Source organism: Streptomyces sp. ME19-01-6 (assembly GCF_033793745.1).
Taxonomy (GTDB): Bacteria; Actinomycetota; Actinomycetes; order Streptomycetales; family Streptomycetaceae; genus Streptomyces.
This window is the reverse complement of the sequence record NZ_JARAXF010000009.1, coordinates 19,489-43,372: the sequence shown is the minus strand read 5'-3', so window position 1 is coordinate 43,372 and position 23,884 is coordinate 19,489. Positions and strand designations below refer to the sequence as shown.

The 23,884-nt window shown below is 70.6% G+C and carries 24 protein-coding genes; 6 read left to right on the top strand and 18 right to left on the bottom strand.

The window, feature by feature from the left end; translation table 11 throughout:
• The first annotated feature begins 118 nt into the window (after positions 1 to 118).
• The gene (locus PV419_RS21760) at positions 119 to 499 is read left to right on the top strand and encodes a peptidase inhibitor family I36 protein (RefSeq protein ID WP_319691357.1); all 381 of its coding nucleotides are present in this window, start codon (positions 119 to 121) and stop codon (positions 497 to 499) included.
• 226 nt (positions 500 to 725) lie between these two features.
• Here the strand turns inward: PV419_RS21760 and PV419_RS21755 are convergent, their stop codons facing one another.
• The 7 genes from PV419_RS21755 to PV419_RS21725 form a co-directional block, all read right to left on the bottom strand.
• Positions 726 to 1,529 carry an MBL fold metallo-hydrolase gene (locus tag PV419_RS21755; RefSeq protein ID WP_319691355.1) on the bottom strand — a complete coding sequence of 268 codons (804 nt, stop codon included), beginning with the start codon at positions 1,527 to 1,529 and terminating at the stop codon, positions 726 to 728.
• A 60-nt stretch (positions 1,530 to 1,589) separates the two neighbouring features.
• Positions 1,590 to 2,165, bottom strand: a complete 576-nt coding sequence (locus tag PV419_RS21750) for a hypothetical protein (RefSeq protein ID WP_319691353.1) — start codon at positions 2,163 to 2,165, stop codon at positions 1,590 to 1,592.
• 54 nt (positions 2,166 to 2,219) lie between these two features.
• Positions 2,220 to 2,411 (bottom strand): DUF397 domain-containing protein, encoded by a 192-nt coding sequence (locus PV419_RS21745; RefSeq protein WP_319691351.1) that lies wholly within the window; start codon positions 2,409 to 2,411, stop codon positions 2,220 to 2,222.
• Positions 2,412 to 2,736: 325 nt separating this feature from the next.
• Complete coding sequence (locus PV419_RS21740; protein ID WP_319691349.1) at positions 2,737 to 2,892, bottom strand: tetratricopeptide repeat protein; 156 nt, start codon at positions 2,890 to 2,892, stop codon at positions 2,737 to 2,739.
• Positions 2,893 to 2,966: 74 nt separating this feature from the next.
• On the bottom strand, positions 2,967 to 3,161 hold the full coding sequence (locus tag PV419_RS21735) for a hypothetical protein (protein ID WP_319691348.1): 195 nt from the start codon (positions 3,159 to 3,161) through the stop codon (positions 2,967 to 2,969).
• Between the two features lie 232 nt (positions 3,162 to 3,393).
• Positions 3,394 to 3,585: a hypothetical protein gene (locus tag PV419_RS21730; RefSeq protein ID WP_319691346.1), complete on the bottom strand. Its 192-nt coding sequence runs from the start codon at positions 3,583 to 3,585 to the stop codon at positions 3,394 to 3,396.
• 62 nt (positions 3,586 to 3,647) lie between these two features.
• On the bottom strand, positions 3,648 to 4,019 hold the full coding sequence (locus PV419_RS21725) for a hypothetical protein (protein WP_319691344.1): 372 nt from the start codon (positions 4,017 to 4,019) through the stop codon (positions 3,648 to 3,650).
• Positions 4,020 to 4,237: 218 nt separating this feature from the next.
• On the opposite strand from PV419_RS21725, the gene PV419_RS21720 reads away from it, so the two are divergent.
• Complete coding sequence (locus PV419_RS21720; protein ID WP_319691342.1) at positions 4,238 to 4,693, top strand: hypothetical protein; 456 nt, start codon at positions 4,238 to 4,240, stop codon at positions 4,691 to 4,693.
• Positions 4,694 to 4,792: 99 nt separating this feature from the next.
• On the opposite strand, the gene PV419_RS21715 is transcribed toward PV419_RS21720, so the two are convergent.
• The 3 genes from PV419_RS21715 to PV419_RS21705 all read right to left on the bottom strand — a co-directional run bounded on the left by PV419_RS21715 (position 4,793) and on the right by PV419_RS21705 (position 9,955).
• Positions 4,793 to 5,740: an aldo/keto reductase gene (locus PV419_RS21715; protein ID WP_319691340.1), complete on the bottom strand. Its 948-nt coding sequence runs from the start codon at positions 5,738 to 5,740 to the stop codon at positions 4,793 to 4,795.
• Between the two features lie 114 nt (positions 5,741 to 5,854).
• The gene (locus tag PV419_RS21710) at positions 5,855 to 6,745 is read right to left on the bottom strand and encodes a helix-turn-helix domain-containing GNAT family N-acetyltransferase (RefSeq protein WP_319691338.1); all 891 of its coding nucleotides are present in this window, start codon (positions 6,743 to 6,745) and stop codon (positions 5,855 to 5,857) included.
• Between the two features lie 54 nt (positions 6,746 to 6,799).
• A complete protein-coding gene (locus PV419_RS21705; protein WP_319691337.1) occupies positions 6,800 to 9,955 on the bottom strand; it encodes an NACHT domain-containing protein in 3,156 nt (1,051 codons plus the stop codon).
• A 464-nt stretch (positions 9,956 to 10,419) separates the two neighbouring features.
• On the opposite strand from PV419_RS21705, the gene PV419_RS21700 reads away from it, so the two are divergent.
• Entirely contained in the window at positions 10,420 to 11,283 is an 864-nt protein-coding gene (locus PV419_RS21700; protein WP_319691336.1) for a M23 family metallopeptidase, read from the top strand.
• 70 nt (positions 11,284 to 11,353) lie between these two features.
• Here PV419_RS21700 and PV419_RS21695 read toward each other — a convergent pair whose 3' ends face one another.
• Positions 11,354 to 11,983: a helix-turn-helix domain-containing protein gene (locus tag PV419_RS21695; RefSeq protein WP_319691334.1), complete on the bottom strand. Its 630-nt coding sequence runs from the start codon at positions 11,981 to 11,983 to the stop codon at positions 11,354 to 11,356.
• Positions 11,984 to 12,142: 159 nt separating this feature from the next.
• Here PV419_RS21695 and PV419_RS21690 point away from each other — a divergent pair, with 159 nt between their 5' ends.
• Positions 12,143 to 13,777, top strand: coding sequence for an MDR family MFS transporter (locus tag PV419_RS21690; RefSeq protein WP_319691332.1), 1,635 nt, complete (start codon positions 12,143 to 12,145; stop codon positions 13,775 to 13,777).
• Between the two features lie 177 nt (positions 13,778 to 13,954).
• Here the strand turns inward: PV419_RS21690 and cseC are convergent, their stop codons facing one another.
• The 5 genes from cseC to PV419_RS21665 all read right to left on the bottom strand — a co-directional run bounded on the left by cseC (position 13,955) and on the right by PV419_RS21665 (position 18,728).
• On the bottom strand, positions 13,955 to 15,253 hold the full coding sequence (gene cseC / locus PV419_RS21685; RefSeq protein ID WP_319691331.1) for a two-component system sensor histidine kinase CseC: 1,299 nt from the start codon (positions 15,251 to 15,253) through the stop codon (positions 13,955 to 13,957).
• A gap of 7 nt (positions 15,254 to 15,260) precedes the next feature.
• Positions 15,261 to 15,965, bottom strand: a complete 705-nt coding sequence (gene cseB, locus PV419_RS21680) for a two-component system response regulator CseB (RefSeq protein WP_319691329.1) — start codon at positions 15,963 to 15,965, stop codon at positions 15,261 to 15,263.
• A 10-nt stretch (positions 15,966 to 15,975) separates the two neighbouring features.
• A complete protein-coding gene (locus PV419_RS21675) occupies positions 15,976 to 16,800 on the bottom strand; it encodes a hypothetical protein (RefSeq protein ID WP_319691327.1) in 825 nt (274 codons plus the stop codon).
• Entirely contained in the window at positions 16,788 to 17,546 is a 759-nt protein-coding gene (locus PV419_RS21670) for a SigE family RNA polymerase sigma factor (RefSeq protein ID WP_319691730.1), read from the bottom strand. Before PV419_RS21670 ends, PV419_RS21675 begins: the two co-directional genes overlap by 13 nt.
• A gap of 240 nt (positions 17,547 to 17,786) precedes the next feature.
• A complete protein-coding gene (locus tag PV419_RS21665) occupies positions 17,787 to 18,728 on the bottom strand; it encodes an A/G-specific adenine glycosylase (RefSeq protein ID WP_319691325.1) in 942 nt (313 codons plus the stop codon).
• A 170-nt stretch (positions 18,729 to 18,898) separates the two neighbouring features.
• On the opposite strand from PV419_RS21665, the gene PV419_RS21660 reads away from it, so the two are divergent.
• Both PV419_RS21660 and PV419_RS21655 read left to right on the top strand, forming a co-directional pair.
• Positions 18,899 to 19,573 carry a response regulator transcription factor gene (locus PV419_RS21660; RefSeq protein ID WP_319691324.1) on the top strand — a complete coding sequence of 225 codons (675 nt, stop codon included), beginning with the start codon at positions 18,899 to 18,901 and terminating at the stop codon, positions 19,571 to 19,573.
• A 122-nt stretch (positions 19,574 to 19,695) separates the two neighbouring features.
• Positions 19,696 to 20,577 carry a hypothetical protein gene (locus tag PV419_RS21655; RefSeq protein ID WP_319691322.1) on the top strand — a complete coding sequence of 294 codons (882 nt, stop codon included), beginning with the start codon at positions 19,696 to 19,698 and terminating at the stop codon, positions 20,575 to 20,577.
• Positions 20,578 to 21,061: 484 nt separating this feature from the next.
• Here PV419_RS21655 and disA read toward each other — a convergent pair whose 3' ends face one another.
• Together disA and radA are read right to left on the bottom strand one after the other, a co-directional pair.
• Positions 21,062 to 22,120 (bottom strand): DNA integrity scanning diadenylate cyclase DisA, encoded by a 1,059-nt coding sequence (gene disA, locus PV419_RS21650; RefSeq protein ID WP_319691728.1) that lies wholly within the window; start codon positions 22,118 to 22,120, stop codon positions 21,062 to 21,064.
• Between the two features lie 236 nt (positions 22,121 to 22,356).
• The gene (radA, locus tag PV419_RS21645) at positions 22,357 to 23,775 is read right to left on the bottom strand and encodes a DNA repair protein RadA (protein ID WP_319691320.1); all 1,419 of its coding nucleotides are present in this window, start codon (positions 23,773 to 23,775) and stop codon (positions 22,357 to 22,359) included.
• Positions 23,776 to 23,884: the final 109 nt, after the last annotated feature.

Sequence of the window (23,884 nt, the reverse complement as noted above, 5' to 3'; positions counted from 1 at the left end):
ACCAGGACTCCGGCAAAGCACCTGGGCCACGCGAGCACACTGCGGTGAGTGTCATGTGCTCCGCGCCGGGTGCTGGGTGTGCCCGGTCGGGCACCCGTGCAAGGAAGGAGCCCATTTCATGCTCAGTGTCCGCTCGTTCGCCCTCGCCTCGGCCGCCCTCGTCGCGGCCCTCGGCACCGCCTCCACCGCGGCCGCAGCCCCCACGGCACCGGCCCGCCCGGCGGCCTTCAGTTGCTCCCCGGGGTACTTCTGCATTTACAGCGACTGGGACGGCGGCGGCACCCGATGTCAGTGGTCGCAGCCCAGCAAGGCGAACACCGCCGACGACTGCTCCTTCATCCGGAACGGCCAGAACGTCCGCTCCGTGTGGAACGGAACGGGGCAGCGGAAGCAGTACTACACCCAGACCAACTACCACTCCCGCGTGGGGTCCACGCCCGCCGGCGCGGGCGGCAACCTCCAGGGCAGCTACCAGATCCGCTCCTTCAAGCCGCAATAGCGGCCGGTCGGCCGGAGCTGCTGCCGGTGCTGGGCGACTTTCAGGAAGGGTGGGGGCTGGACGGGGCCGGGCGGCGGCAGCGAAGTTGGCCGCCGGCCGACGCACGGCGTGCAACTGGACGCCCCAGGCCCGCGCCGGGCACGCGTCGCTCCGCGCCAGGTGAGTCGCGCGAGGCGGGGTGGGCCCGGCAGGGTAAGCGGGTGCGCTGCTCCGCCTCGCGCCCCGGTCAACTCGTTGAACGCTCCGGGACGCTGGTGGCCTGACCGATCTCAAAGGTCGCACCCGGTGCGGCGTACTCGACGGGCCCGTCGAAGCGCGCCGCGGCACGTGCCACGGCCTCCTGCGGCGTGAGGAACCGGCCGACGTGTGTGACGATCAACCGGCCGGCCCGCGCCGCGTCGGCGGTGTCGCCGGTCTCCTCGGGCGTGTGATGAACCTGCTCGCCCTCTGCGGGTGCGTACGCGCTCTCGGCCTCACACAGCAACGTGTCGCATCCCTCGGCCAGGTCCGTCAACGCGGCGCACGGTGCCGTGTCCCCGGAGTAGACCAACGCCCGGCCCCCCGCCTCCACGCGCAGCGCGAAGGCCGGGATTCCGTGCGCCACTGCCCGGCTGGTGAGCTTCATCGGACCGACGGTCACCTCGTGCCCGTCGTGCAGCTCGGTGACCGCGAAGGCGGATTCGACCGGGCTGCGGTTCGGGCTGTTCGTGAGGAAGCCCGCCAGCCGGTCGGCGATTCCGGGCGGGCCGTAGAGCGGGATCGGCGCGGTGAGGCGGATATCCGCGAACAGAAGCCCGTAGTAAGCGGTGAGCAGATCGGCGCTGTGATCGGCGTGCAGATGCGAGATCCAGATCGCGTCCAGCTCGTCCAGCCGGGTGTGACGCTGTAGCGGGCCCAGGGTTCCGGTGCCCGCGTCCACCCATACGCGTGTGTTTCCGCTGGACACGAGGTAGCCGGAGCACGGGTTGTCCACGCTGGGGTATGGCGTCGCACACCCCAGGACCGTGAGACGAAGACGTTCGTCAGCCATCTTGGGAGCTTAAGACGCGAGGCTGGGGTCCATCGAGGCGAGCCCCCCCCCGCGCTGGCGCTACGGCCCGGGGGGACCAGTTACCCAGACTCCCGACTCGTTCTCTTCGGAGTAGAACCAGCCGCCGGGCCTGGGCCACCAGCCGAGTTCCATCTGCGACACGAACCCGTCGCTATCGCTGATCACCATGACGACTGCTTCGTTGAGGGTTCGCCTCAGCACTTGTTCGTGGTCGCGGGTCATTTCGACGCCGTGCTCTGTGAGGAGACGGTGTGCTTCCGCCAGCTGAAGCGATGCGGCGGACGCGATGGATCTCGGGGTGATCGCCTCAGGCAGGATCAGCGGTTCGTCGCCGTTGAACGTGAGGCTGATGCGCGCGAGTACGAGGTCCAGTCCAGCGCCACGCCGGGTCCTGGATTCCCTGCTGAAACACCTCATACTGAGTTCAAGCGGAGAGTAGCGGGCCTTGCTGAGTTCAACCGGACAGTAGCGGTACCACTGGAAACAATCATCGCCTTGCCCGTTCTTGATTCTTCTGGGCTCCCCGATTCGTTGCACCACGTCCGGTGGGGATATGCCCAAGGCCAGAGGGCCGAATGTTCCGCTTCGACAGAACTCGACCAGAAATTCATCCATATCGCACTACTCTCCCCGGTTGCGCCCTGGAGGGCGTGCTGCGGCCCGGTTGGGTCAGATGGTGTGGTCGAGTCGGCCGGTCTTCACGGCCCGTATGAAGGACCGGAGGGCGGTGGGGGTGGTGTGGATCACTGTGCCGGGGTCGTCGCTCTCCCGCATGTGTATGGCGCTGTGGGTGGTGGCGAGCTCCACGCAGTTGGCCCCGGAGGTGCTGAAGGAAGACTTACGCCAGTTGAGTATGGGCATGATCGCGATTCCTGGTAGTGACTGTAGAGGACGTGTTGGATCAACCCCAGTGAATCCCGCCCCTCGTGATTGAGGGACGTGACCTTGGCGTCCACTGGAAGAAGTGCGATCGCGCGTAGCTGGTCGAACTGTTTCTGGTACTGGGCGATTGAATTGGACTACAACCGGCTGCTGAAGGCTGAGCGGGCCCGGTCAGGGTGGAGGGGCTAGCCAACCGAAGCCTGAGTTTGCGGTGAGTATGGGACAGCGACACGCCGACACCACGGCGTGTCGCTGTCCCATACTCACCGCAAAGTCACTGGCATCGGGGCTGGCCAGAGCGCGCTCACGCTTCCAGAACCCGGCAGGCGCGAAGGGTTGCAGGGTGATCGGGGCCGAGAATCCGCTCGCACAGTGGAAAGGCTTCACGCGCCAGTCTTTCGGCCTCGTCCCTTTGCCCCGTACGAGTGAGGTAGTCGGCCAGTCCCGCGTAGTTCTCCACGAGGAAGGGGTGCTCAGGCCGAGTGCTCGCTCTCGTGCTTCGATACAGCGTCGAGTCAGCGGGACGGCCTCGTCTCAACGGCCGAGCGACGCCATGACGTAGCCGAGCAGGGCCGTAACGGCGAGCGTTTTGGGGTGGTCGCAACCCAGGTACTGCGCACAGTCTTCGACGGTTTGCGGAGACGTCCGGTCGAATTGTGCCTCCTCTTTACACACGGCGAGACCTTCGATCAGCATCGCCCGGCTGCGCCGCGCCCTGGGATGTTCCACCCCCCAAGCACTCCGCAGCCCATCCGCCGCGCGACGCAGCAAAGACAGCGCCTCGGCCCGCCGCCCCAACCTGAAGAGCGGCTGCTTTCAGTGAGGCGTACGGCCAAGTCCACCACCCGTTCCGCCGTCCTAACGCCCGCCTCGCGCAGCAACCGCACTGTATGCGGCACGAGCAATGCAACGAACTCGGCCCCGACTCCGCCCTCCGCCGGAAGCGCGGCTTCCAGCAGGCCTACCGCCGCCTCGGTGAGGGCAGCACGCTGCTCGGGCCACCGAGCTCCGGGGCGGTCGTCCCGGCGAACAGGGAGGCTCCGGGCGCGTAGTGGTGATGGTGCTCGGTGACGTGCTGGTCGCCGGCCGACTGGAAGACCCGTCCGTGCTCGGAGGCCCGGCCTTCCGCGTACCGGGGAGGCGGGCCGCTCACCGCTCGGTGATGTGCTGGTCGCGGCCCGCCTGGTAGACCCGGCCGCTGCCGGAGGCCTCGGCTCACATGTGAATGGTGGTGTTCATCGCCTGATCGTTGCCCGGCAGGGCCGGGCTCAACTCGTCCAGGATCCGGCGCAGCTCCTCGACGACCTCCGGATGCGCGGCGAGGAACCGCCGCATGCGGCCGGCCCACTCCTCGCTCAGCTCGCGCTGGGTCTGCTCGCCCTCCGAGCCGTCCTCCGCGTCACGCGCGGCCAGAAGGTCGTCGTGCGTGGTCTCGAGCTCGCCGTCGATGCCGTCGGCGCGGTCCGGCTGGGCCTGGCGCCATAACGCGACGATCCGCTCCCGCGCGCGCTGCCACGCGTCGGTGGCCATCAGAGCCACCACGGTGGACCCGGCCGTCCGCGCGAGGTCTGCGATCTGCGGCTCCATTCCGCCCCCTTGTCCCCGTCATCCGGCTCATCCGTGCCGACGTCGGCTTTTCACCGTACGTCGGCCGGCCCGGCCGTCAGGCGGTCTCGTCGAGGAGGCGGCGGAGTTCGGCGGGCCGTCGTGGGCGGGCCCCGGCGACTGGAGTGCGCGCTCGTCCTGACCGGTGCCGGACCGCTCGTCCTGCTGGCCAGTCAACGTCCTTTCGGCAGACTGTGGACATGTCCACCGACGTGAGCGGAATGATCGAGTGCAGACCCCTGGCCCGGATCTGGGGAGAGGACGACGAGGACGCGCAATGGCACGCCGCCATTGACCTCTTCCTCCTCAACACGGGCAATGCCTATGACGCCCTCGCCTGCCTGTTCGGCGTCCGCAACTCGTTCGGGTTCCGGCCGCTGGCCGAGGGGCGCGGTCTGCCGGCGGACGCCTCGGACGGACTGCGGAACGCGTTCAGCGCGTGGGGCGGACCACAGGACACGCGCGGAACGACGTGGATCAACTGGGCCGAGTTGCGGGCTGCCAACTGGGACGAAACCGATCGATCCGGCACGCTCAGCCGACACGCCGTTGCCGGGGCGGGGACCCATTGGGCGCCGGTATGGGACGTGATGAAGACGCTTGCCGAGCTGCACGGCCCAGAGCACGTGCGACTCGTGGTCTGGTTCGACGGTTAGCCACGGCGAACGGACATGTAGCGCTGTGCGACTTCCTTGGCCGGAGCCGTGAGGGTAACGGCGCCGACGGCACAGCGAGCGCCCCACGCGCTGGCGCCGTCAGGCGGTCTCGTCGAGGAGGCGGCGGAGTTCGGCGGGCAGTCGTAGGCGGGATGCGGCGAGGGCCTCGTCGAGCTGCTCCGGGTCACTGACGCCGACGATCGGGGTGATGGCCGGTTCGCTGCCGATCAGCCAGGCCAGGACGACCTGGTTGTGGCTGACGCCGAGTTCCCCGGCCACCTTGTCGAGGGCCGCCAGCCGCCGGGTGGTGCCGGGGTGGTCGTAGGCGTCGGGGAGGGGGCGGTCGGGGCGGCTGTAGGAGCCGTTCAGCAGGGCGGTGTACGCCCACAGGGAGAGGTCCGGTTCGCTGTCGACGTAGTCGATGACCTCGTCGGTGACCCAGCCGAACCGGTGGGACTGGTCGGGCACCGGTGCGCCGGGGCGAGGCTGGAGGTAGGAGTGGCGCAGCTGGAGAGCGGTGTACCCGGTCCAGCCGTTGGCCGTGGCGATCTGCCGGGCCCGCTCCACCCGCCACACCGGGTGGTTGGAGCAGCCGAGCCGCCCCACGAGGCCCTCGGCCACCAGCGCGCCGAAGGCCTCAGCGGACTCCGCCAGAGGGGCCGTACGGTCCTCCATGTGGGCCCAGTACAGGTCGATCCGGTCGGTGCCCAGCCGGCGCAGGCTGCCCTCGACAGCGGTCTTGATCGCTGACGCCGACAGGCCCTCGCGGTTGGCCGGCCAGTCGCCGGGGCCGGCGGGTTGGGCGCCCGCCTTGGTGCTGAGGCAGATCTGGTCACGCAGGGAGGGGCGGCGGGCCAGCCACTGCCCGATGACTTCCTCGCTCTGCCCGCCGCGGCCGCTCGGGTCGGTCCAGAAGGCATAGCAGTTGGCCGTGTCGACGAGCGTCCCACCGGCGTCCGCGAACCGGTCGAGCAGGGCTGATGACGTGGCGGCGTCGACCTTGGTGCCGAATCCCATGGTTCCCAGCGCGAAATTCACCTCGGGCACAGCTCGGTCCTTCCCCAACGAGTGGCAGAGACAGGCATTGCGTGCCGGTCAGCGTGTCAATTGAAGTGCACTCGAAGGCAAGCCGGTTGATGGTGCGTTCTCAGCCTTTGGTGGTCAGCCCTTGGTGATTCGCTTTTCGAACCAGTGGTGCGCGTACGGCTCGTCGTTGAAGGCCGGTACCTCCTCGAAGCCGCAGGAGTGGTACAGGCCGATCGCGGCGTCGAGCGCCTTGTTGGTGTCGAGGCGCAGTACGTCGCGTCCGTTCTGGGCGGCGCGTACCTCCAGTTCGGTGAGGAATCGGCGGGCCACGCCGAGGCCGCGGGTGTGGGGCGCGACCCACATGCGTTTGATTTCGGCCGGGGCGGTGGGCGGTAGCTTCAGGCCGGCACAGCCGACCGGTTCACCGTGCAGCCGGGCGACCAGGAACAGGCCGTTCGGGGGTCGGAGTTCGCCCGCGTCGGGCAGCAGGCTGCGTGCGGGGTCGAAGCCGGTCTCGAAGCGCTCCTGCAGCTCGGTGAAGTAGGACCGCAGGCAGTGCTGGGCGTCGGGGTGGTCCGGGTCGACCGCGTCCAGCGTGACCGTCGCGGCGGTCAGCAGCCGGTCGACCTCGGCCATGGCCGCCACCAGCCGGGTGCGCTGGGCGGCGTTGAGCGGCTCCAGCAGGGAGCCGGCCAGCTCGTCGCTGCGGCGGTCGAGTGTGGCGTGTTCCGCGCGGCCCGCGTCGGTGAGCCGGACGGTGCGCACCCTTCTGTCCTCTGGGTGCGGCTCCAGCGTCACCAGGCCGTCGCCCTCCAGGGAGCGCAGCAGCCGGCTGACGTACCCGGAGTCGAGCCCGAGGCGCTCGCGCAGCCGCCGTACGTCCTGGCCCTGGTCGCCGATCTCCCAGAGCAGCCGGGCCTCGCCGATGGGCCGGTCGCGGCCCAGGTAGTGGTCGTGGAGCGCGCCCACGCGTTCGGTGACGGTGCGGTTGAACCGCCGCACCTGGTCGATCTGTGCCACATGCATTCTCTGACTTTAGTCAGAGAATGCATGTGGCCGCCAGACGTCACGTGACGTCGGCTACGGATTGCTGGGGCTGTGGGTGCTGCTCGGAGCGCTGGAGCCAGCGGGACCACCCGGACCACCCGGACCACTGGGGTCGGCCGGGAGGCCGGTGCTCCTCGGCATGGTGTCGAGCGCCGTGACCGTGACATCGGTGAGCGATTCGGCTCCGGTGAGCTCCGCGCGGGCGACGGTGACGGCCTCGAGGGCGGGAAGGGGGACCAGGGGGGCCAGGTCGAGTCGGGCCGTCTTCGAGCCGCCGCTTCGGAAGGTGATGCCCAACTGGCGGAGCTCGGGGAATGCCTCGGGGATCCAGGTGGCGTCCAGGTCCGGTCCGTAGACGTGCAGGTCGAGCCAAGTGATCTGGTGGGGGAAGAGGCTCGGCAGAGGGCTGTCGCCGGCGATGTCGATTTTCAGCTGCCGCAGTGTCGTCAGCATGCCCAGACCGCTGGGGAGCGGCCCTCCGGACACGCTGCGCGACGGGGCGAAGTCGAGGCTCTGGAGAGACAGCGCGGACAGCGGGGTGAGGTCTCGGGCCCTGGGACACCTGGTCAGGACGAGGGTGCGCAGGCCCGGCAGATGGCTCAGGGCGCTCAGGTCGGTGAGGACGCTGTTCAGGTCCAGCCGTAGATGGGTGACCTGGGCCAGGGAGTGGCAGGTGCGCAGCTCGTCCTCGCTGAAGTCTCCGCGCAGCAGGAGCTTGGACACGCCGCCCATGCTGTCGAGCAGACGCAGGTGTTCCTGCGTCTCGGCGACGAAGTACAGGCTGTCCGGGGCGAGGCGGGCGATGACCTCGGTGAAGTAGCGCTCGGTGTCGAACCGCCCCCAACTGGTGGCGAGTTGGGAGCGGACGAGCAGCGCGGGGTGGTCGGTGAACCGGGACAGATAGGGGATGGCGGCGTCGGTGCCGAAGCGGGACGCGGTGACGACGCAGTGGTACGCCTGTTCGTCGGTGAGCTCGGCCGGTGGCGGGAGCAGCTGAAGGACCAGGTGACCGGCGTCGGCCAGGGCGCGGGCCGCGCTCGCGTCCATGGGCGGGATCAGCTCGTCAGCGTGCTCTTTCACCAGGTCGCGCACGCCCGGATCCAGGTCGGCGGCGTGCTCGAGGCAGGCCATGGCCAGGAGGTGGACGCGGGTCCGTACGGCGCGGTGGTTACTGCCGCGCTCCAGCAGCTTGGTCAGCAGCGCACCGCGCTCGCGGGGACGGGCGTGGGCCACCGCCATGCGGAAGACGTCCTCCCACTGGGTGTCGTCGGCACGGCTGATGAGCAGCCCGAGGTCCCATGCCTCCACGACCGCCTTCGCGCCGAGGAAGTCCTGGAACGTCCGGTGAACGAAGTCGATCGTGCCGACGGACGGTTCGCGGAGCAGACCGCTGCGCAGCAGCAGGTGGTTCAGGATGCGTGGGGCGTCGCCGAGCGCGGCGGCCGCGGGGACGGAGGGGAGCGCGTCGGCGATGATGCGCTCCGCCTGGGCGCGGTCGAGCTCTGCCTCGCCGTTGCGGATGAGGTAGTACGCGAGCCGCTGGAGGAGCTGGACCTGCGGCTCCTCGTCGAGCTGGACGTCGCCGGGGGCGTAGATGTGGCGTTCGGTGTCGCGCCGGGTGAGCAGCATGGACAGCGCCGCGTCGTACAGCGCCTTGCGGCCGGGCGGCAGATAGCCGCGGCGCGCCCGGTGCAGGGCGCAGATCAGGCCGCACATGAGGGGGTTGGTGACGAGGCGGCCGAGGTCCTGCTTGGTGCGTACGGCGGTGTGGAGGGCCGACTGGTAGCCGTCGAGAACGGTGCGGTCCTCGTCCGTACGGCAGGTCGCGCGGGCGGCGTCGTGCCAGCGGTCGATGAAGGCCCCGAGGTTGTCGTGGCTCATGGGGGCCAGAGCGAACTCGGCGAAGCCCTCGGTCTCCAGCCAGTCGTCGGCCACGGCGGAGGGGCGGGAGGTGACCAGCCAGAGGTTGTCGGGGTAGGCGAGGAGCAGATCGCTCAGCCAGGCGCGGGTGCGTTCGCGGTCGCGCTCGGGGATCTCGTCGATGCCGTCGATGAGCAGCAGCCCCCGCCCGGCGCTCAGGACGCGGTCGGCCCAGCCGGCGGGCTGGGCGCCGTGCCGGGGGTTGCGGACGGCGGCGAGGAAACGGTCGGGGGTGGGGAGGGCGTCCTGGCGGGCGATGGTGCGCAGGGGCAGTACGAAGGGGACGCGGCCGATCAGCTGTTCCATGCCGCGTGGCGGCTGCTGCCGGGCGGCGCAGACGGCGAGCCACTGGACGAGGGTGGTCTTGCCGGAGCCCGCGACACCGCGCAGCAGGACCCGGCTGTGGCCGGACAGGGCCTGGTCGGCGGGGACGGGGGCCTCGGGGGCGGCGGTGACCTCCCCGTCGAGCGTGGCGATCTGCCCGTCGAGGATGGCGACCTCCCTGTCGAGGGCGGGGATCTGCCCGTCGAGGGCGGCCGGGGCACGGTCGCGCGGGGCGATCGCCTCCAGGCTCAGATACGCCGCGTCCAGGGGCCAGCTGGCCTCCGCCTGGCTGAGGTCGATGCCGACGATGGTCAGCGTCCCGTACTTCTTCTGTACGAAGTCGGCGTAGTCCTTCTCGAAGCCCGCGTCCTCGGCCGACTGGGAGGGGATCCGCTCGATCAGGATGTCGATCTTGGTGATGAGGTCGGTCAGCTGGCCGCTCTGCTCGACGAGGGTGCGGGCGACGAAGGTCGAGCGCTGGGTGAAGAAGTGCAGGATGTGCAGGCAGGCGGTGTGCAGGAGGAGGGTGTAGAGGCGGGAAGCGGCCAGGGAGAGCTGTTCGTCGGGGCGGCCGGCGACCTGCCGGAGGTCCTTGGCGAGCAGCGTCGGGCCGAAGCGGACGGCTTGAACGTCGTCCATGGCCAGATCGCCCAGCGCGCGGAGTGTGCGGGCCAGGGCGTCGGCCAGCACCTCGTCCTCGTCCGCGGGGATCGGCCGCTCGTCCTGCCCTGTGGACCGCACCGCGCGCTCAACCAGCTGGGCGGCGATCTTGTGGAGATTCTTCTCCGTCAGCGTGCGCTTCTCGCCCTTGAACGAGACGAGTCCCGAGACACGGACCGGCTTGTCGACCAGACCGGCGCCCGGCCCCTCCTGCACGAAGAGCTTCTTGATCAGCGGCGTGACGGCGGCCGAGGTGAGGCGAGCGCCGATGGTTGCGGGATCCACGTTCCCATCCCCCCGATGGTTTGGTGCCGACAGCGTACAGGACCGTATGGTCTTTGGTCCCGAAACGGACATCGAATGCCCGGGTTCGGTGATCGGTGATCTTATGGCGCGGTGATATCGCACACAGGCCGACGAGGCCCTACTACGGAAAATAGTGAATGCCTTCGACTATGGGGCGCGCGGGCGGCCGGATGTGCGGGTCGAGTTTCGGCGCACGACTGTTGAATCGCTCATCTGGGCAGGTCAGGCCGGTGATGCGAGGTCGTTGATCCGGATTCCTGGGTGCGTGATCACGAATATCGGGTCGAGGCTGGAGCCATGGATGAATTGCGGGTGCGGCCGCTTTTCGTACGGAGCGGATTAGTAGTGACGCGGCTTGGCCTCAGGGCCGGGGCGGGTTACGAAAGAGCGTCCGTTCCGGTCCCCGGCCGGGACTCACTCATGTTTCCGGAGGTAGTCCCCCTATGTCCTCGCGCGCGAAATCCCGTAATTCGAGCAAGTCCGTTCTGCGTACCCGCGCCGCCGTGCTGGCCGCGGGTATGGGGGCCTCGCTGGCGCTGGGGGCGGGCGGCGCGTTCGCCGCGGACGCGGCGCAGGGCGGCGGCGTGCTGTCGGTGGCTCCGGCCAGTGACGTCAGCAAGGCGGTGCAGGCGCAGGCGGACGCCCTGCAGAAGGCGATCGACGCCGAGAAGGCGGCCGCGAAGAAGGCGGCGGCCGAGAAGGCCGCCAAGGAGGCAGCGGCGAAGAAGAAGGCCGCTGAGCTGGCCGCCGCGAAGAAGAAGAAGGCCGCTGAGCTGGCCGCCGCGAAGAAGAAGGCGGCGCAGGAGGCCGCGGCGAAGGCGCGGCAGGCCGCCCTGGCGCGCCAGAAGGCTGCCGAGGCCGCCAAGAAGGCCGCCGAGGCCAAGGCCAACTCCTGGGAGACGCCGGTCGCCTCGTACCAGATCGGCGCCGCCTTCGGCCTCGCGGGCAACCTGTGGGCGCACAACCACAGCGGGCAGGACTTCGTCGTGCCGTCCGGCACCCAGGTGCGCGCCGTCCACGGGGGTGTGGTGGTCAAGGCCGGCGGCAACGGTGCCGGTGACGGCCCGGCGTACGGCAACGCCATCGTCATCAAGCACGACGACAACACGTACTCGCAGTACGCGCACCTGTCGCTGGTGAAGGTGTCGGTGGGCCAGACCGTGACGACCGGTCAGGAGATAGGCCTCTCCGGGAACACCGGCAACACGACCGGCCCGCACCTGCACTTCGAGATCCGTACGACGCCGAACTACGGCTCGGCCGTCGAGCCGCTGGCCTTCCTGCGCTCGCACGGCGTCAAGGTCTGACGCCTCGACCGGATGTCGCGCGGGGCCCCGTCGGCCGCGCGGGCCTGTCAGGCCGCGTCCGGGGTGTCGGTCAGGCGGCGTCCGGGGTGTCGGGCCTCTGGGTGCTCGGCCTCTGGGTGTCGGGCCTCTCCTGCGGGTGCGCCTGCGCCAGCATATCGAGGGCGACCTCGAGGACGGCCTTCCGCTTGTCCTCGGGGTCGGCGTCGAGGTGCTGCATGGCGAACAGGGACGTATGCATGACGAAGAGTGCGCTGAGGCTGCGGACCTGGTCGGTCAGCGGGGCGTCGGGATCCCTCAGCAGGTCGCCCACGGCGATCATCCGGTCCTTGAGGGTCTCGCCGGGGCGCAGATGGCTCATCGCGGCCTGGTTCTGCTGCATGAACCGGAACAGCGGGAGGGCGCTTTCGAGAGCCACGCTGTAGCGGCGCATCAGCTGCTGCTTCGTCTCCAGGGTCCGCGGCTGCTGCTGGCCCCAGGCGAGGAGCTCGTCCAGCGGCCGGGCCAGGTCCTGGAACAGGCTGATGAGGATGTCTTCCTTGGTCTTGAAGTGGTAGTACAGCGCGGCCTTGGTGACCTCGAGGCGCTCGGCGATCTCGCGGAGTGAGGTCTTCTCGTAGCCCTGCTCGGCGAAGAGCTCCAAGGCCACGTCCTGGATGCGCTGCCGGGTGTCGCCCCGGCGCGCCTGCGGTGTGCTGCCCATGGTGCTCTCCTGTGGTCGTGGGGCCTCGCTCGGCCGAACAGAACTTACTTGACGCCCGGCTAGTAGACGTCGTACCTTCTCCACTGTACTCAACTAGCCGGGCGGCAAGTAAGTAGCCGGTCGCAGCAATTGGCCGCACCCCAGGGGGAAGTGGAGAGAATGTCCCAGAAACAGTCCGGAGGCGGAGCGCCGTCCGCGTCGTCGCAGGCCAGTACGGAGGCCCCGCAGCCCGGCGAGGAGGTCGCGTCCGGCCGCAAGCAGCGCTCCACGGGTGTTGTGATCTTCGCACTGATGATCGCCATGCTGCTCGCAATGCTGGACAACATGATCGTCGGCACCGCGATGCCGACCATCGTCGGCGACCTCGGCGGGCTCGAACACCTCTCCTGGGTGGTCACCGCGTACACCCTGGCGACCGCTGCCTCCACCCCCATCTGGGGAAAGCTCGGCGACATGTACGGGCGTAAGGGCATGTTCCTCACGTCCATCGTCGTCTTCCTGGTCGGCTCGGCCCTGTCCGGGGCGGCCCAGGACATGGGACAGCTCATCGGCTTCCGGGCCCTTCAGGGCCTGGGCGCGGGCGGTCTGATGGTCGGCGTGATGGCGATCATCGGCGACCTGGTTCCGCCCCGCGAGCGCGGCCGCTACCAGGGCATGATGGCCGGTGTGATGGCCGTGGCCATGATCGGCGGACCACTGGTCGGCGGCACCCTCACCGACCACCTCGGCTGGCGCTGGATCTTCTACATCAACGTCCCGCTCGGCGTGATCGCGCTGGCCGCGATCACCGTGGTGCTGCATCTGCCGAAGAAGCGCGCGCAGGCACGGATCGACTACGTCGGCGCGGCGCTGCTCACCATAGGCATCACCGCTCTGGTGCTGATCACGACCTGGGGCGGGAACGAGTACGCGTGGGGCTCGGTCCAGATCATCGGGCTTGGCCTGCTGGGGGTGGCCTCGCTCATCGCGTTCGTGGGTGTCGAGCGGCGGGTCGCCGAGCCCGTGCTGCCGCTGCACATATTCCGTAACGGCAACTTCTCGCTCATCACGGTGATCGGCTTCCTCACCGGCTTCGTGATGTTCGGGTCCATGACCTTCCTGCCGCTCTACCAGCAGACCGTCCAGGGCGCCACGGCCACCAACTCCGGGCTGCTGCTGCTCCCGATGCTGCTGGGCATGCTGTTCGTCTCGCTGATCGCGGGCCGGGTCACCACCCAGACCGGCAAGTACCGCATCTTCCCGATCCTCGGCGGCGGCCTGATGGTGGCGGGCATGTTCCTGCTGGCCCTGATGGACACCGAAACCACCCGCCTGACCTCGGGCATCTACATGGCGGTGCTCGGCGCCGGCATGGGCTTCCTGATGCAGACCTCCATGCTCATCGCGCAGAACAGCGTCGAGATGAAGGACATGGGCGTCGGCTCCTCCTCCGCCACCCTCTTCCGCACCCTCGGCGGCTCCTTCGGCGTCGCCATCCTGGGCGCGCTCTTCACCAACCAGGTGCGGGACACGATGATCGCGCGGGTCGGTGAGAAGGGCGCTGCGGTCACCTCCGGCGGCGCCAACCTGGACCCGGCGAAGCTCAAGCAGCTGCGCCCGGAGATCCGGGACGCGTACACGCACGCCGTCGCGAACGGAGCGCACCAGGTCTTCCTGTGGGGCGCGGTGATCGCCGTCGCCGGTTTCCTCGCGGCCTGGTTCATCAAGGAGGTCCCGCTGCGCGGGGCCGGGCCCCAGGCCAAGTCCGAGGACCAGGCTCCGGCCGACCAGACGCCGATGGCCGAGGCGGTCTGACCCGGCGGCCCGGGACGGAAAACGTGAGGCGCGGTCGGTGCGGGTGCACCGGCCGCGCCTCGTGCGTCAGGTCAGTGCAGCACCTTGGTGTGCAGCACCTTGGACAGTCCAGAACCTTGGCCAGTGCAGCACCTTGGTCAACCCCCAAGTCGGGTCAGCGCAGCACGTGTACCCAGATCAGTCCAGCACCTCGATGACCGGGAAGCTGCCCGTATTGGTGGGTGCGGACTCCGGCAGCCATAGCACCGCGACCGCGCCCTCCCGCCCCTCCGCCGTCGGTTCGGCGTTGCGGAACGTCAGCCGGGCGCCCAGGACGCGTGCCTGGCCCGCCGCGATGGTCAGGCCCAGGCCGTGCCCGGTGCCGGCCCGGTCCTTGCTGCCGGTGCGGAAGCGGCTCGGTCCGTCCTTCAGCAGCGCCTCGGGGAAGCCGGGCCCGTGGTCGCGGACGCGCAGCACCCGCCCCTCCACCGTGACCTCGAACGGCGGCTTGCCGTGCCGGGCGGCGTTGGCCAGGAGATTGCCGAGTATTCGCTCCAAGCGGCGGGGGTCGGTGGAGACATGGGCGTCGCGCAATACGGTGACCTGGGCGTCGGGGGCCGCGACCCGGACGCGGCGGGTGACGAACTCGGCGAGGTCGATCTCCTGCAGCTCGGCGCGCTCCGCGAAGCCGTCCAGCCGGGCGACCTCCAGGACGTCCTCGACGAGCTGGCGCATCGCCTGCGCCCGGTCCCGTACGAGCTCGGTCGGGCGCCCCGGCGGCAGCAGCTCGGCGGCGGTGAGCAGGCCGGTGACGGGGGTGCGCAGCTCGTGCGCGATGTCGGCCGTCACGCGCCGCTCGGCCTCCAGCCGCTGCTGCAGCGCCTCGGCCATGCCGTCGACCGCGCGCGCCAGGTCGTCGGTCTCGTCCCGCACCCGGCCGCCGATCGCGTCCCGCACCCGGACCTCGGAGTCGCCCTCGGCGAGCTTGCGGGCCGCGGTGGCGGCCTTGCGCAGCCGCCGGGAGAGCTGGTCGCCGATGAGCACACCCAGCGCGATACCGCCCATCACCACCGACACCGAGCCGAGAACCAGGACGCGGTCCAGGTCCTCCAGCACCCGGGCGCGGTCCTTGAACTGGGTGTGTACGGACAGCACCCGGCCGTCCCGCAGTGGTACCGACGCCCACACCTCGGGGGTGCCGGTACCCGTGTCCCCCAGGTAGGTGGCGCGCAGCCCGCGCGCTGCCTCCTTCTTCAACTGCTCGGGAAGCCGTTTGTCGTCGAGCTTCGCGCCGAACCCGATGGTCCCGTACTTCTCGTACATCTTCTGCGCGGACTGCACCCGGTCGTTCATGGCCGCGCGGCTGTTGTCGAGCATCGAGACGCGGGCCGCGTTGTGTACGACCAGGCTCAGCGCGATGGCGACCAGCGCGCTGACGGCCGCGATCGCCAGACTGACCTTCCAGCGCAGCCCCGAGCGCAGGGCGAGCCTCACCATCCCCGGCTCAGCCCCTGAGCTTGTAGCCGAAACCGCGGACCGTCTCGATCCGGTCCTGGCCTATCTTCCCGCGCAGCCGCTGCACATGGACGTCCACGACCCGGGTGTCACCGCCCCAGCCGTAGTCCCACACTCGCTCCAGCAGCCGGTCGCGGGAGAGCACGGTGCCCGGAACGGCAGAGAACTCCAGCAGCAGCCGCATCTCCGTCGGCGTCAGCGCCACCTGCTCACCGGCCCGGCGGACCTCCATCCCCTCCGGGTCCACCTCCAGGTCGCCGAAGCGCAACACTCCGCCCTCGGGCCCGTCGGGCTCCACTTCCGCGCCCCGGCCCGGTCCGCTCGCATGCCCGAAGCGGCGCAGCACGGCGCGGATCCGGGCGACCAGGACCGCGCCGTCGAAGGGCTTGGTCACGTAGTCGTCCGCCCCGGCCTCCAGGCCGAGCACCACGTCGATCGAGTCGGCGCGCGCCGACAGCATGATCACGGGCACGGTGGACTCATCGCGGATCCGGCGGCACAGGCTCACCCCGTCCAGCCCCGGGACCATCACATCGAGCAGCGCGATATCGGGCCGGTCGGCCCGGAACCGCTCCAGCCCGGTCAGCCCGTCCGGCGCGGCGGTGACGACGAAGCCGTCGCGCTCCAGGGCGAGCTGGGTGGCCTCGCGGATGACGTCGTCGTCCTCGACGAAGAGCACATGGGTTTCGGCCACGGCCTTATCTTCAGCCTTCCGTTCCGTCGTCGGGCGCGGGCGTCTCGTCGTCGCTCACGTTCCTGATCTTGTGGTCGGTCACGAGGAACTGCCGGCGCGTCTCGGCCCACCGGTACGTTGTCACGTCCTCGCTCGAGGGGCAGCAGACCGAGTCGTTGGAGGCGTAGATCAACCGAGTGACGCGGAGGTCGCCCTTGGTGGTGTCGGCGTAGACGGGCGGGCGCTCGTCCGTAAAAACGTTCTCATATTTCCCGCCCACCTTGCGGTACACATACGAGCCGAGGCCGAAACCCTCGGTGCAGGTCATCACATTGATCACCAGATCGGACGCGGCGGAGCCGGTCAGGTGGCCGTAGGCCACGTCGATCGGGTAGCCCTGTGACTTGGCGGTGCCCTTCTTCGCGTCCTGGGGGGCGTCCTTCTTCGCGTCCTTCGTGGCGGCGTTTGTGGTGCTCTTCGTACAGGGCTTGAGGTTCGCCTTCAGGTGCTCGCTGACCTTCGGGTCCTTCTTGACCAGCGCGACGGCGTCGAGCTTCTGCTTGGCCGACGTCGACGTGGGGGAGGTGCCCTGCACATACGCCCCCGGGGAGTCGGCCTGCTCCGGGGCCCACGAGGTACGCGCCGGGCCTTCCTTGCGCAGGCCCTGGCCTCCGGTGCCGCATCCGGCCAGCACCAGCCCGCCGACGGCCGCGAAGCCGACGACCGCGCCACCCGTGATCAGGGCGGCCCGGTGAGGAACGGCCCGGTGAAGAGCAGCCCGGTGAAGAACAGCTCGGTGCGGGGCGTCCTTGTGTGGAGCGTCCTTGTGTGGAGAGGCCCTGGTCAGGCCGCGCACCGGTCCTGCCCCCGCTCGTGGCCTCGGCGCAGGTCCTGCGAGGTCTGGCGGATCTGGCGGGTCCGGGGGAGCTGGCGGCGCGCACGGCCGCCCTGGCCACCGTCGCGGAGCTCCGGCCGGCCCTGACGGCCGTGCGGCTCCTGGCCCTGCCGGGACTCCTGGGCACCGTCCTTGCTCTGCCGGCCCTTCCGGCCACCGTCCTGGCTCTGCCGGCCCTGCTGGCCGTCCCCGCGGCCGAGCGCACGGGCGTCCAGCTCGCGGCTCTCCAACTCCTGCCGCAGCCTGGCCAGCGCCCTGTGCAGCGTGCTCTTGACCGTGCCGGTCGACATCCCGAGCGCCTCCGCGGTCTCCTCCGTGGTCATCTGCTCCCAGTGTCGCAGCACGACGACGCTGCGCTGCTTGGGAGCCAGGACTCCAAGGATGTCCATCAGCAGCGCGCGGTCGGCGTGCTGCTCGGTGCTGTCCTCGACGCGCGCGTCCGGCAGCTGCTCCGTCGGCACCTCGTCCAGCTTGCGGGCCCGCCACCACTCGGTGCGGGTGTTGATCATGACGCGGCGGAGGTACGCGTCGGCCAGCGACTTGTCGGCTATCCCGTCCCAGCGGCCGTACGTGCGCACCAGCGCGGTCTGGAGGAGGTCCTGCGCCTCGATCGGGTCGGGCACGAGGCGGCGGGCGCTGCGGAGCAGCGCGTCCTGCCGGCTGCGAACGTACTCTTCAAAATCCATAACCTTGCCGCTGCCGGACATCGCCAGCCCCCATCCCGCCGTTTTCCCCACCTGTGTTGCCCGGCGGTCGCCGAGCACGAAGAGGACGCTACGGAGCGGCTGTTGCGGGGCCATGTGCATCTGAGCTGCGGCGAATGCACAACTACCCATAGGTTGTGTAACAGCCGGGCCCGGTCGGACGGAGTGTCGGAGTCGGGTCCTGGCCGTGTCACAGCCTTGTCACAGAAACGGTTTCGGCGGGGGAGGGGAACCGGGGGCGGGTCAGGTCAGCGGCAGCCGGTAGAGCCCACCGTCGAGCGGCTCCACGAGGCCGTCGGCGACCAGCCCGTCCAGCGCCCGGGCCCGCTGCACCGGCTCGTCCCAGACCTTGTCGAGCGCTGCCTGGGGCACCGGCGCGACCGCCTCCCGCAACACCGCGAGCAGCTTGCCGCGCACCTGACGGTCTGTACCGGCGTAGGTCTGCCCGCGGCGCGGCGGCCCGTCGTGGGCCGGGGAACCGGCCGCCCGCCAGGCGCAGTGCGGGGTGATGGGGCAGCGCACGCAGTCGGGCGTGCGCGCCGTGCACACCAATGCGCCCAGCTCCATCGTCGCCGCGGCCCAGCGGGCGGCGGTCGGCTCGTCGTCGGGGAGCAGCGCGCGGGCCAGCTTGCGCTCGGCGGCGGTCGTGGCGTCCGGCGGGAACTCCCGGCCGCTGACCGCGCGTGCGAAGACACGGCGGACGTTGGTGTCCATGACCGCGTGCCGCTGCCCGTACGCGAACGAGGCCACGGCCGCCGCCGTGTACTCGCCCACGCCCGGCAGCGCCAGCAACTCCGCGTGTTCGCTCGGTACGTGACCGCCGTGCCGCTCCCGTATGGCGACCGCCGCGCCGTGCAGGCGCAGTGCGCGCCGCGGATAGCCGAGCCGCCCCCAGGCGCGGACTGCCTCGCCGGGCGGTTCGGCGGCCAGGTCCGCGGGGCTCGGCCAGCGGGCGAGCCACTGCTCGTACACCGGCAGCACCCGGTTCACCGGGGTCTGCTGGAGCATGAACTCGCTGACCATCACGCCCCAAGGGCCGGCTTCGGGGCGGCGCCAGGGCAGGTCGCGGGCGTGGGTGTCGAACCAGTCGATGACGGGGCTGTGGAGGGCGGTCCCGTCGGGGCGGTCGGCGGCTTTGTCGGGGCGGTGGGCTGAGGGCGCGGAGTCGGCGGGGATGGCAGTCATGTCACCGACGATCCTGGCACGTCGCCCGCCGCCCCCGGAAACCCCGCTCGGGGCGTGTCAGCGGTACGGCGGGGTGGCGCCCGCCGGGCGGGCCTGACTTTCGTCAGGGGCGGCGGCGTACTCCCGCTTGTAGCGTCAAACGGCAGCGAGGAAAGGAAGGGCAGGGACGGATGGGGAACGAGTCGACGATCAGGGTGCTGCTCGCGGACGACGAGGCGATGATCCGCGCCGGGGTACGGGCCGTCCTGGCCGCCGGCCCCGGCATCGAGATCGTCGCCGAGGCGGCCGACGGCCGGGAGGCGGTGGAGGCGGCGCGCGCCCACCGGCCCGACGTCGCGCTGCTGGACATCAGGATGCCCCGGCTGGACGGGCTGTCCGCGTGTGAGGAGATCCGCCGCACCCTGCCGGACACCGCGGTCGCCATGCTCACCACCTTCTCCGAGGACGCGTACATCGCCCGTGCACTGGGCGGGGGCGCGACCGGCTTCCTGCTGAAGTCCGGAGACCCGCACGAACTCATCGCGGGGGTACGGGCGGTGGCGGGCGGCGCGGCGTTCCTGTCGCCCAAGGTGGCCCGCCACGTGATCACCGAACTTGGCGGCGAGCGCCTGACCCGAGGCGCCGAGGCCCGCGCCCGTACGGACGTCCTGACCGCCCGGGAGCGCGAGGTGCTGGCGCTGGTCGGCGCCGGCTTGTCGAACGCGGAGATCGCCCGGCGGCTGCACCTGGTCGAGGGCACGGTGAAGGGGTACGTCAGCGCGGTCCTGGACCGGTTGGAGGTTGGCAATCGCGTCCAGGCGGCCATCGTGGCGTACGAGGCGGGGCTGGTCGCTGACGCCGGATAGGGCGGGGGCGGGTCGGGGTCCGGCCGGGGTCCGGCCAGGATCTGGTCGGATAATGAGAAAACTAGGGTGGAGACCGGCGGTTATTGGCGGGCACTGCTTCGGATCTCTCGTAGAGTTTCCGCGTGGGATCTCTGCGCAATCCGATCGGGCCGCTTCCCTCCTCCATCTACTGGCGGCGGAGGGCTGTTGCGCTGGCCCTTCTCGTTCTCGTCGTCCTGCTCGTCATCTGGGCCTTCGGCTGGGGCGGCTCCGGCGGCGACGGCGGAAGAGACGAGGGCAAGGGGTCGGGCGGCAGTGGCGCCGCGAGCACCATCACCCCGGGACCCACCTCCTCCACGCCCGTCAACAGCCAACGGCCGGGCGGGCGCGACGAGTCCGACAACGGCGGCACCGGCGACAGCGACGGCGCCGACGGCGCCGACGGCGGCGACACTGGAGGCGGCGGCAACGGCGCCACCGACGGCGGCAGCGACACGGGCGGCGCCGGGGGCGACGGCGGTGCGGGCGGCGGGGGCGGCAACGGCGGCGGGGCCGGCGGCGGCCTCGGCACCGGGGACGGGCGAAGCGTCCCGGCCGGGTCCAGCCTGCCTGCCTGTACCCGGAGCGCGGTCGAGCTGACGGTGCGCAGCGTCAAGGACTCGAAGGTGAAGAACACTTACGAGCCGGGCGAGGAACCGACGTTCGAGATCATCGTGAAGAACTCCTCGGACACCGCCTGCAAGGTCGACTTCGGCCGGGCGTCGGCGACGCTGACCATCACGGACGCCGAGAACGACCATGTGTGGGCGTCCGACGACTGCCCGGAGGGCGGCAAGTCCGTGCTGGTCGAGGTGGCGGGCAACGGCCAGACCAAGCGCACGGTGCACTGGGACCGCAAGCGCAGCGTCGAGAACTGCGCGACGCCGGCCGGCAGCGCTTCGGCCAAGGCCGGTACGTACCTGGTCGAGGCGAAGGTGGACGGGTTGGGCACCGCGCGGGTGTCGTTCGTACTGGACGAGGACTGAGGACTGAGGGCTAGATGAATGAGTCCGATGTATGTGCCGGCCGCGACCATGGCGAAGGGCGCCCGTTGGCTCGTGTGTGACGACAAACCTGGACGCCCTTCTGGCGGCACTGTACGTGTTCATCGACGACCATGTGGCGCCTTGTCGCCGGATCGGGCGACCTCCCTCCGCTACCTGCCCCAACCGTCCGCTTACAACAAGCGCGTACCTGGACACCGCGATATCCCGGCACGCACAGATCACGTATGGACAGGGGTTTAAAGAGGCCCTGCGTGAGTCAACCACACCGAGCCCGAGACCGGTTCGCCGGTCGGGACGCGTGGCAGTCCCCCACCAGCGGGAGACCTCTGCTCACCGAACCGCCGCAAGGCGGCCCCGAGCGACCCCGGATGAGACACGCCCCGTGCGTGACCACGCCGGAAAGCCCGGACACCGCCCCGGCTGCGACCCGCAACTCACCCTCTGGTGAATCGCGGAACAAGTCTTAGACGTACCGCTCCAGGATCGAGGACTCCGCCAGCCGCGACAGCCCCTCGCGCACCGACCGGGCCCGCGCCTCGCCCACGCCGTCCACCATCTGCAGGTCGTCCACGCTCGCCGCGAGCAGCTTCTGCAGCCCGCCGAAGTGCTCGACCAGCCGCTCGATGATGGCGCCCGGGAGCCGCGGCACCTTCGCCAGCAGGCGGAAGCCGCGCGGCGAGACCGCGGAGTCGAGGGTCTCGGGCGAGCCGCTGTAGCCCAGGGCGCGGGCCACATTGGCCAGTTCGAGCAGCTCTGCGTGGGTCAGCCGGTCCAGTTCTGCCAGCGCTTCGGGGACCGTACGGGTGCGCTTGGCGGTGGGCTCGGGGACGTAGTCGCGCACCACCAGCTCACGCTCCGGCTCCACGCCCGCGATCAACTCGTCGAGCTGGAGCGACAGCAGACGGCCGTCGGTGCCCAGCTCCACCACATACTCGGCGATCTCGGTGGCGATGCGGCGGACCATCTCCAGCCGCTGCGAGACCGCCGTCACATCCCGGACCGTGACCAGGTCCTCGATCTCCAGGGCGGAGAGCGTGCCCGCGACCTCGTCGAGGCGGAGCTTGTAGCGCTCGAGCGTGGCCAGGGCCTGGTTGGCGCGGGAGAGGATCGCGGCCGAGTCCTCCAGCACGCGGCGCTGCCCGTCCACGTACAGGGCGATCAGCCGCATCGACTGGCTGACGGACACGACCGGGAAGCCGGTCTGGATGGAGACGCGCTGCGCGGTGCGGTGGCGGGTGCCGGTCTCCTCGGTGGGGATCGCGGCGTCCGGGACGAGCTGTACGCCCGCCCGCACGATCTTGGCGATGTCCTTGTCGAGGATCAGCGCGCCGTCCAGCTTGCACAGCTCGCGCAGCCGGGTCGCGGTGAACTCGACGTCCAGGACGAAGCCGCCGGTGCACAGCGACTCGACGGTCTTGTCCGTGCCGAGCACGATCAGCCCGCCGGTGTTGCCCCGCAGGACGCGCTCGAGGCCGTCGCGCAGCGCCGTGCCAGGGGCGACGGCGCTCAGGGAGGCGCGCATCAGACCGTCGGCTTTGCCGGGAGCCGCTGCCCGGTCGCCTGCTGCCACTGCACTCCTCCGTCGCAAGGTCATTCGCTGCCGCGGGCCGCCCTGCTGTGCCGGTGCGCGGGCTACGTACGGGCGAGACCAGGGCAAAGTCTACCGGCGGTCACTGCCCTCCCGCCGGGCCTCCCGGCGTACGCCTGTGGGCAGGAGCGGGAGCGCGCCATCCGCGCCCGCGCTCACCAGGTCGGGTCTCAGTCGCTCGGCGCGTCCTGTGGCGCTTGCTCGGCCCGCTTGCGCCGGGGCAATACGCGTAGTGCGTCCCCTATGTTCGCTACCTCCAGCACTCGCATGCCGGCCGGGATCTTCCCCGGGTCGCCGGGCACCAGGGCGTGGGTGAAGCCGAGCCGGGCCGCCTCGGTCAGCCGCCGCTGTACGCCCGTGACCCGCCGGACCTCTCCCGCCAGGCCCACCTCGCCGATCGCCACCAGGTTCTTAGGCAGCGGGGTGTCGCTCGCCGCGCTGGCCAGCGCGAGCGCCACGGCCAGGTCCGCCGCGGGCTCGGAGAGCTTTACGCCGCCGACCGTGGCGCTGTAGATGTCCCGCTTGCTGAGGGCGCTGATGCGGCCGCGCTGCTCCAGGACGGCGAGCATCATCGACACACGCGAGGTCTCCAGGCCGGAGGTGGTGCGGCGGGGGGACGGGATCTGGGAGTCCACGGTCAGCGCCTGCACCTCGGCCACCAGCGGCCGGCGGCCTTCGAGGGTGACGGTCAGGCAGGTGCCGGGCACCGGCTCGTCGCGGCGGGTGAGGAACAGCCCGGACGGGTCGGCGAGGCCGATGATGCCCTCGTCGTGCAACTCGAAGCAGCCGACCTCGTCCGTCGCCCCGTAGCGGTTCTTCACGCCGCGCACCAGGCGCAGCCGGGCATGGCGGTCGCCCTCGAAGTGCAGCACCACGTCCACCAGATGCTCCAGGAGGCGGGGGCCGGCGATGGCGCCGTCCTTCGTCACATGGCCGACCAGGAGCGTGGACATGCCGCGCTCCTTGGAGGCGCGAATGAGGGCCCCGGCCACCTCCCGCACCTGGGCCATGCCGCCGGGCGCTCCGTCGATCTCGGGGGAGGCGACGGTCTGGACGGAATCCAGGATCAGCAGGGACGGCTTGACGGAGTCGAGATGGCCGAGGACGGCCGACAGATCGGTTTCGGCGGCGAGATAGAGATACTCGCTCAGCGCGCCGATGCGGTCCGCGCGCAACCGCACCTGGCTCGCCGACTCCTCGCCCGTGATGTAGAGGGTCCGGTGGTCGTCGGTGGCGGCCTTGGCGGCGACGTCGAGCAGCAGCGTCGACTTGCCGACCCCCGGCTCCCCGGCCAGCAGCACCACGGCGCCGGGGACCAGGCCACCGCCGAGGACGCGGTCGAGCTCATCCACGCCCGTGGAGCGGGCGGTGGCCTGACGGCCGTCCACCTGCCCGATGGGCAGAGCCGCCGAGGTGACCCGGCCGGGCGCGGTCGTCCGCACCGCGGGCGTGCCGAACTCCTCGACCGTGCCCCACGCGTGGCACTCCGGGCAGCGGCCGAGCCACTTGGCGGTGGTCCAGCCGCACTCCGTACAGCGGTAGGAGGGCCGGTCCTTGGCGGACGATCGGGACGAGCTACGGGCAGCCATGCCGTAACGCTAGCGCCGGGCACCGACAGCAGGGCGGGCGGGCGCCGGCCACCGACAGTCGGGCGGACGGTGCGGCCCTGGCGCTTCGCGCGTAGCAGATCCCGGACGC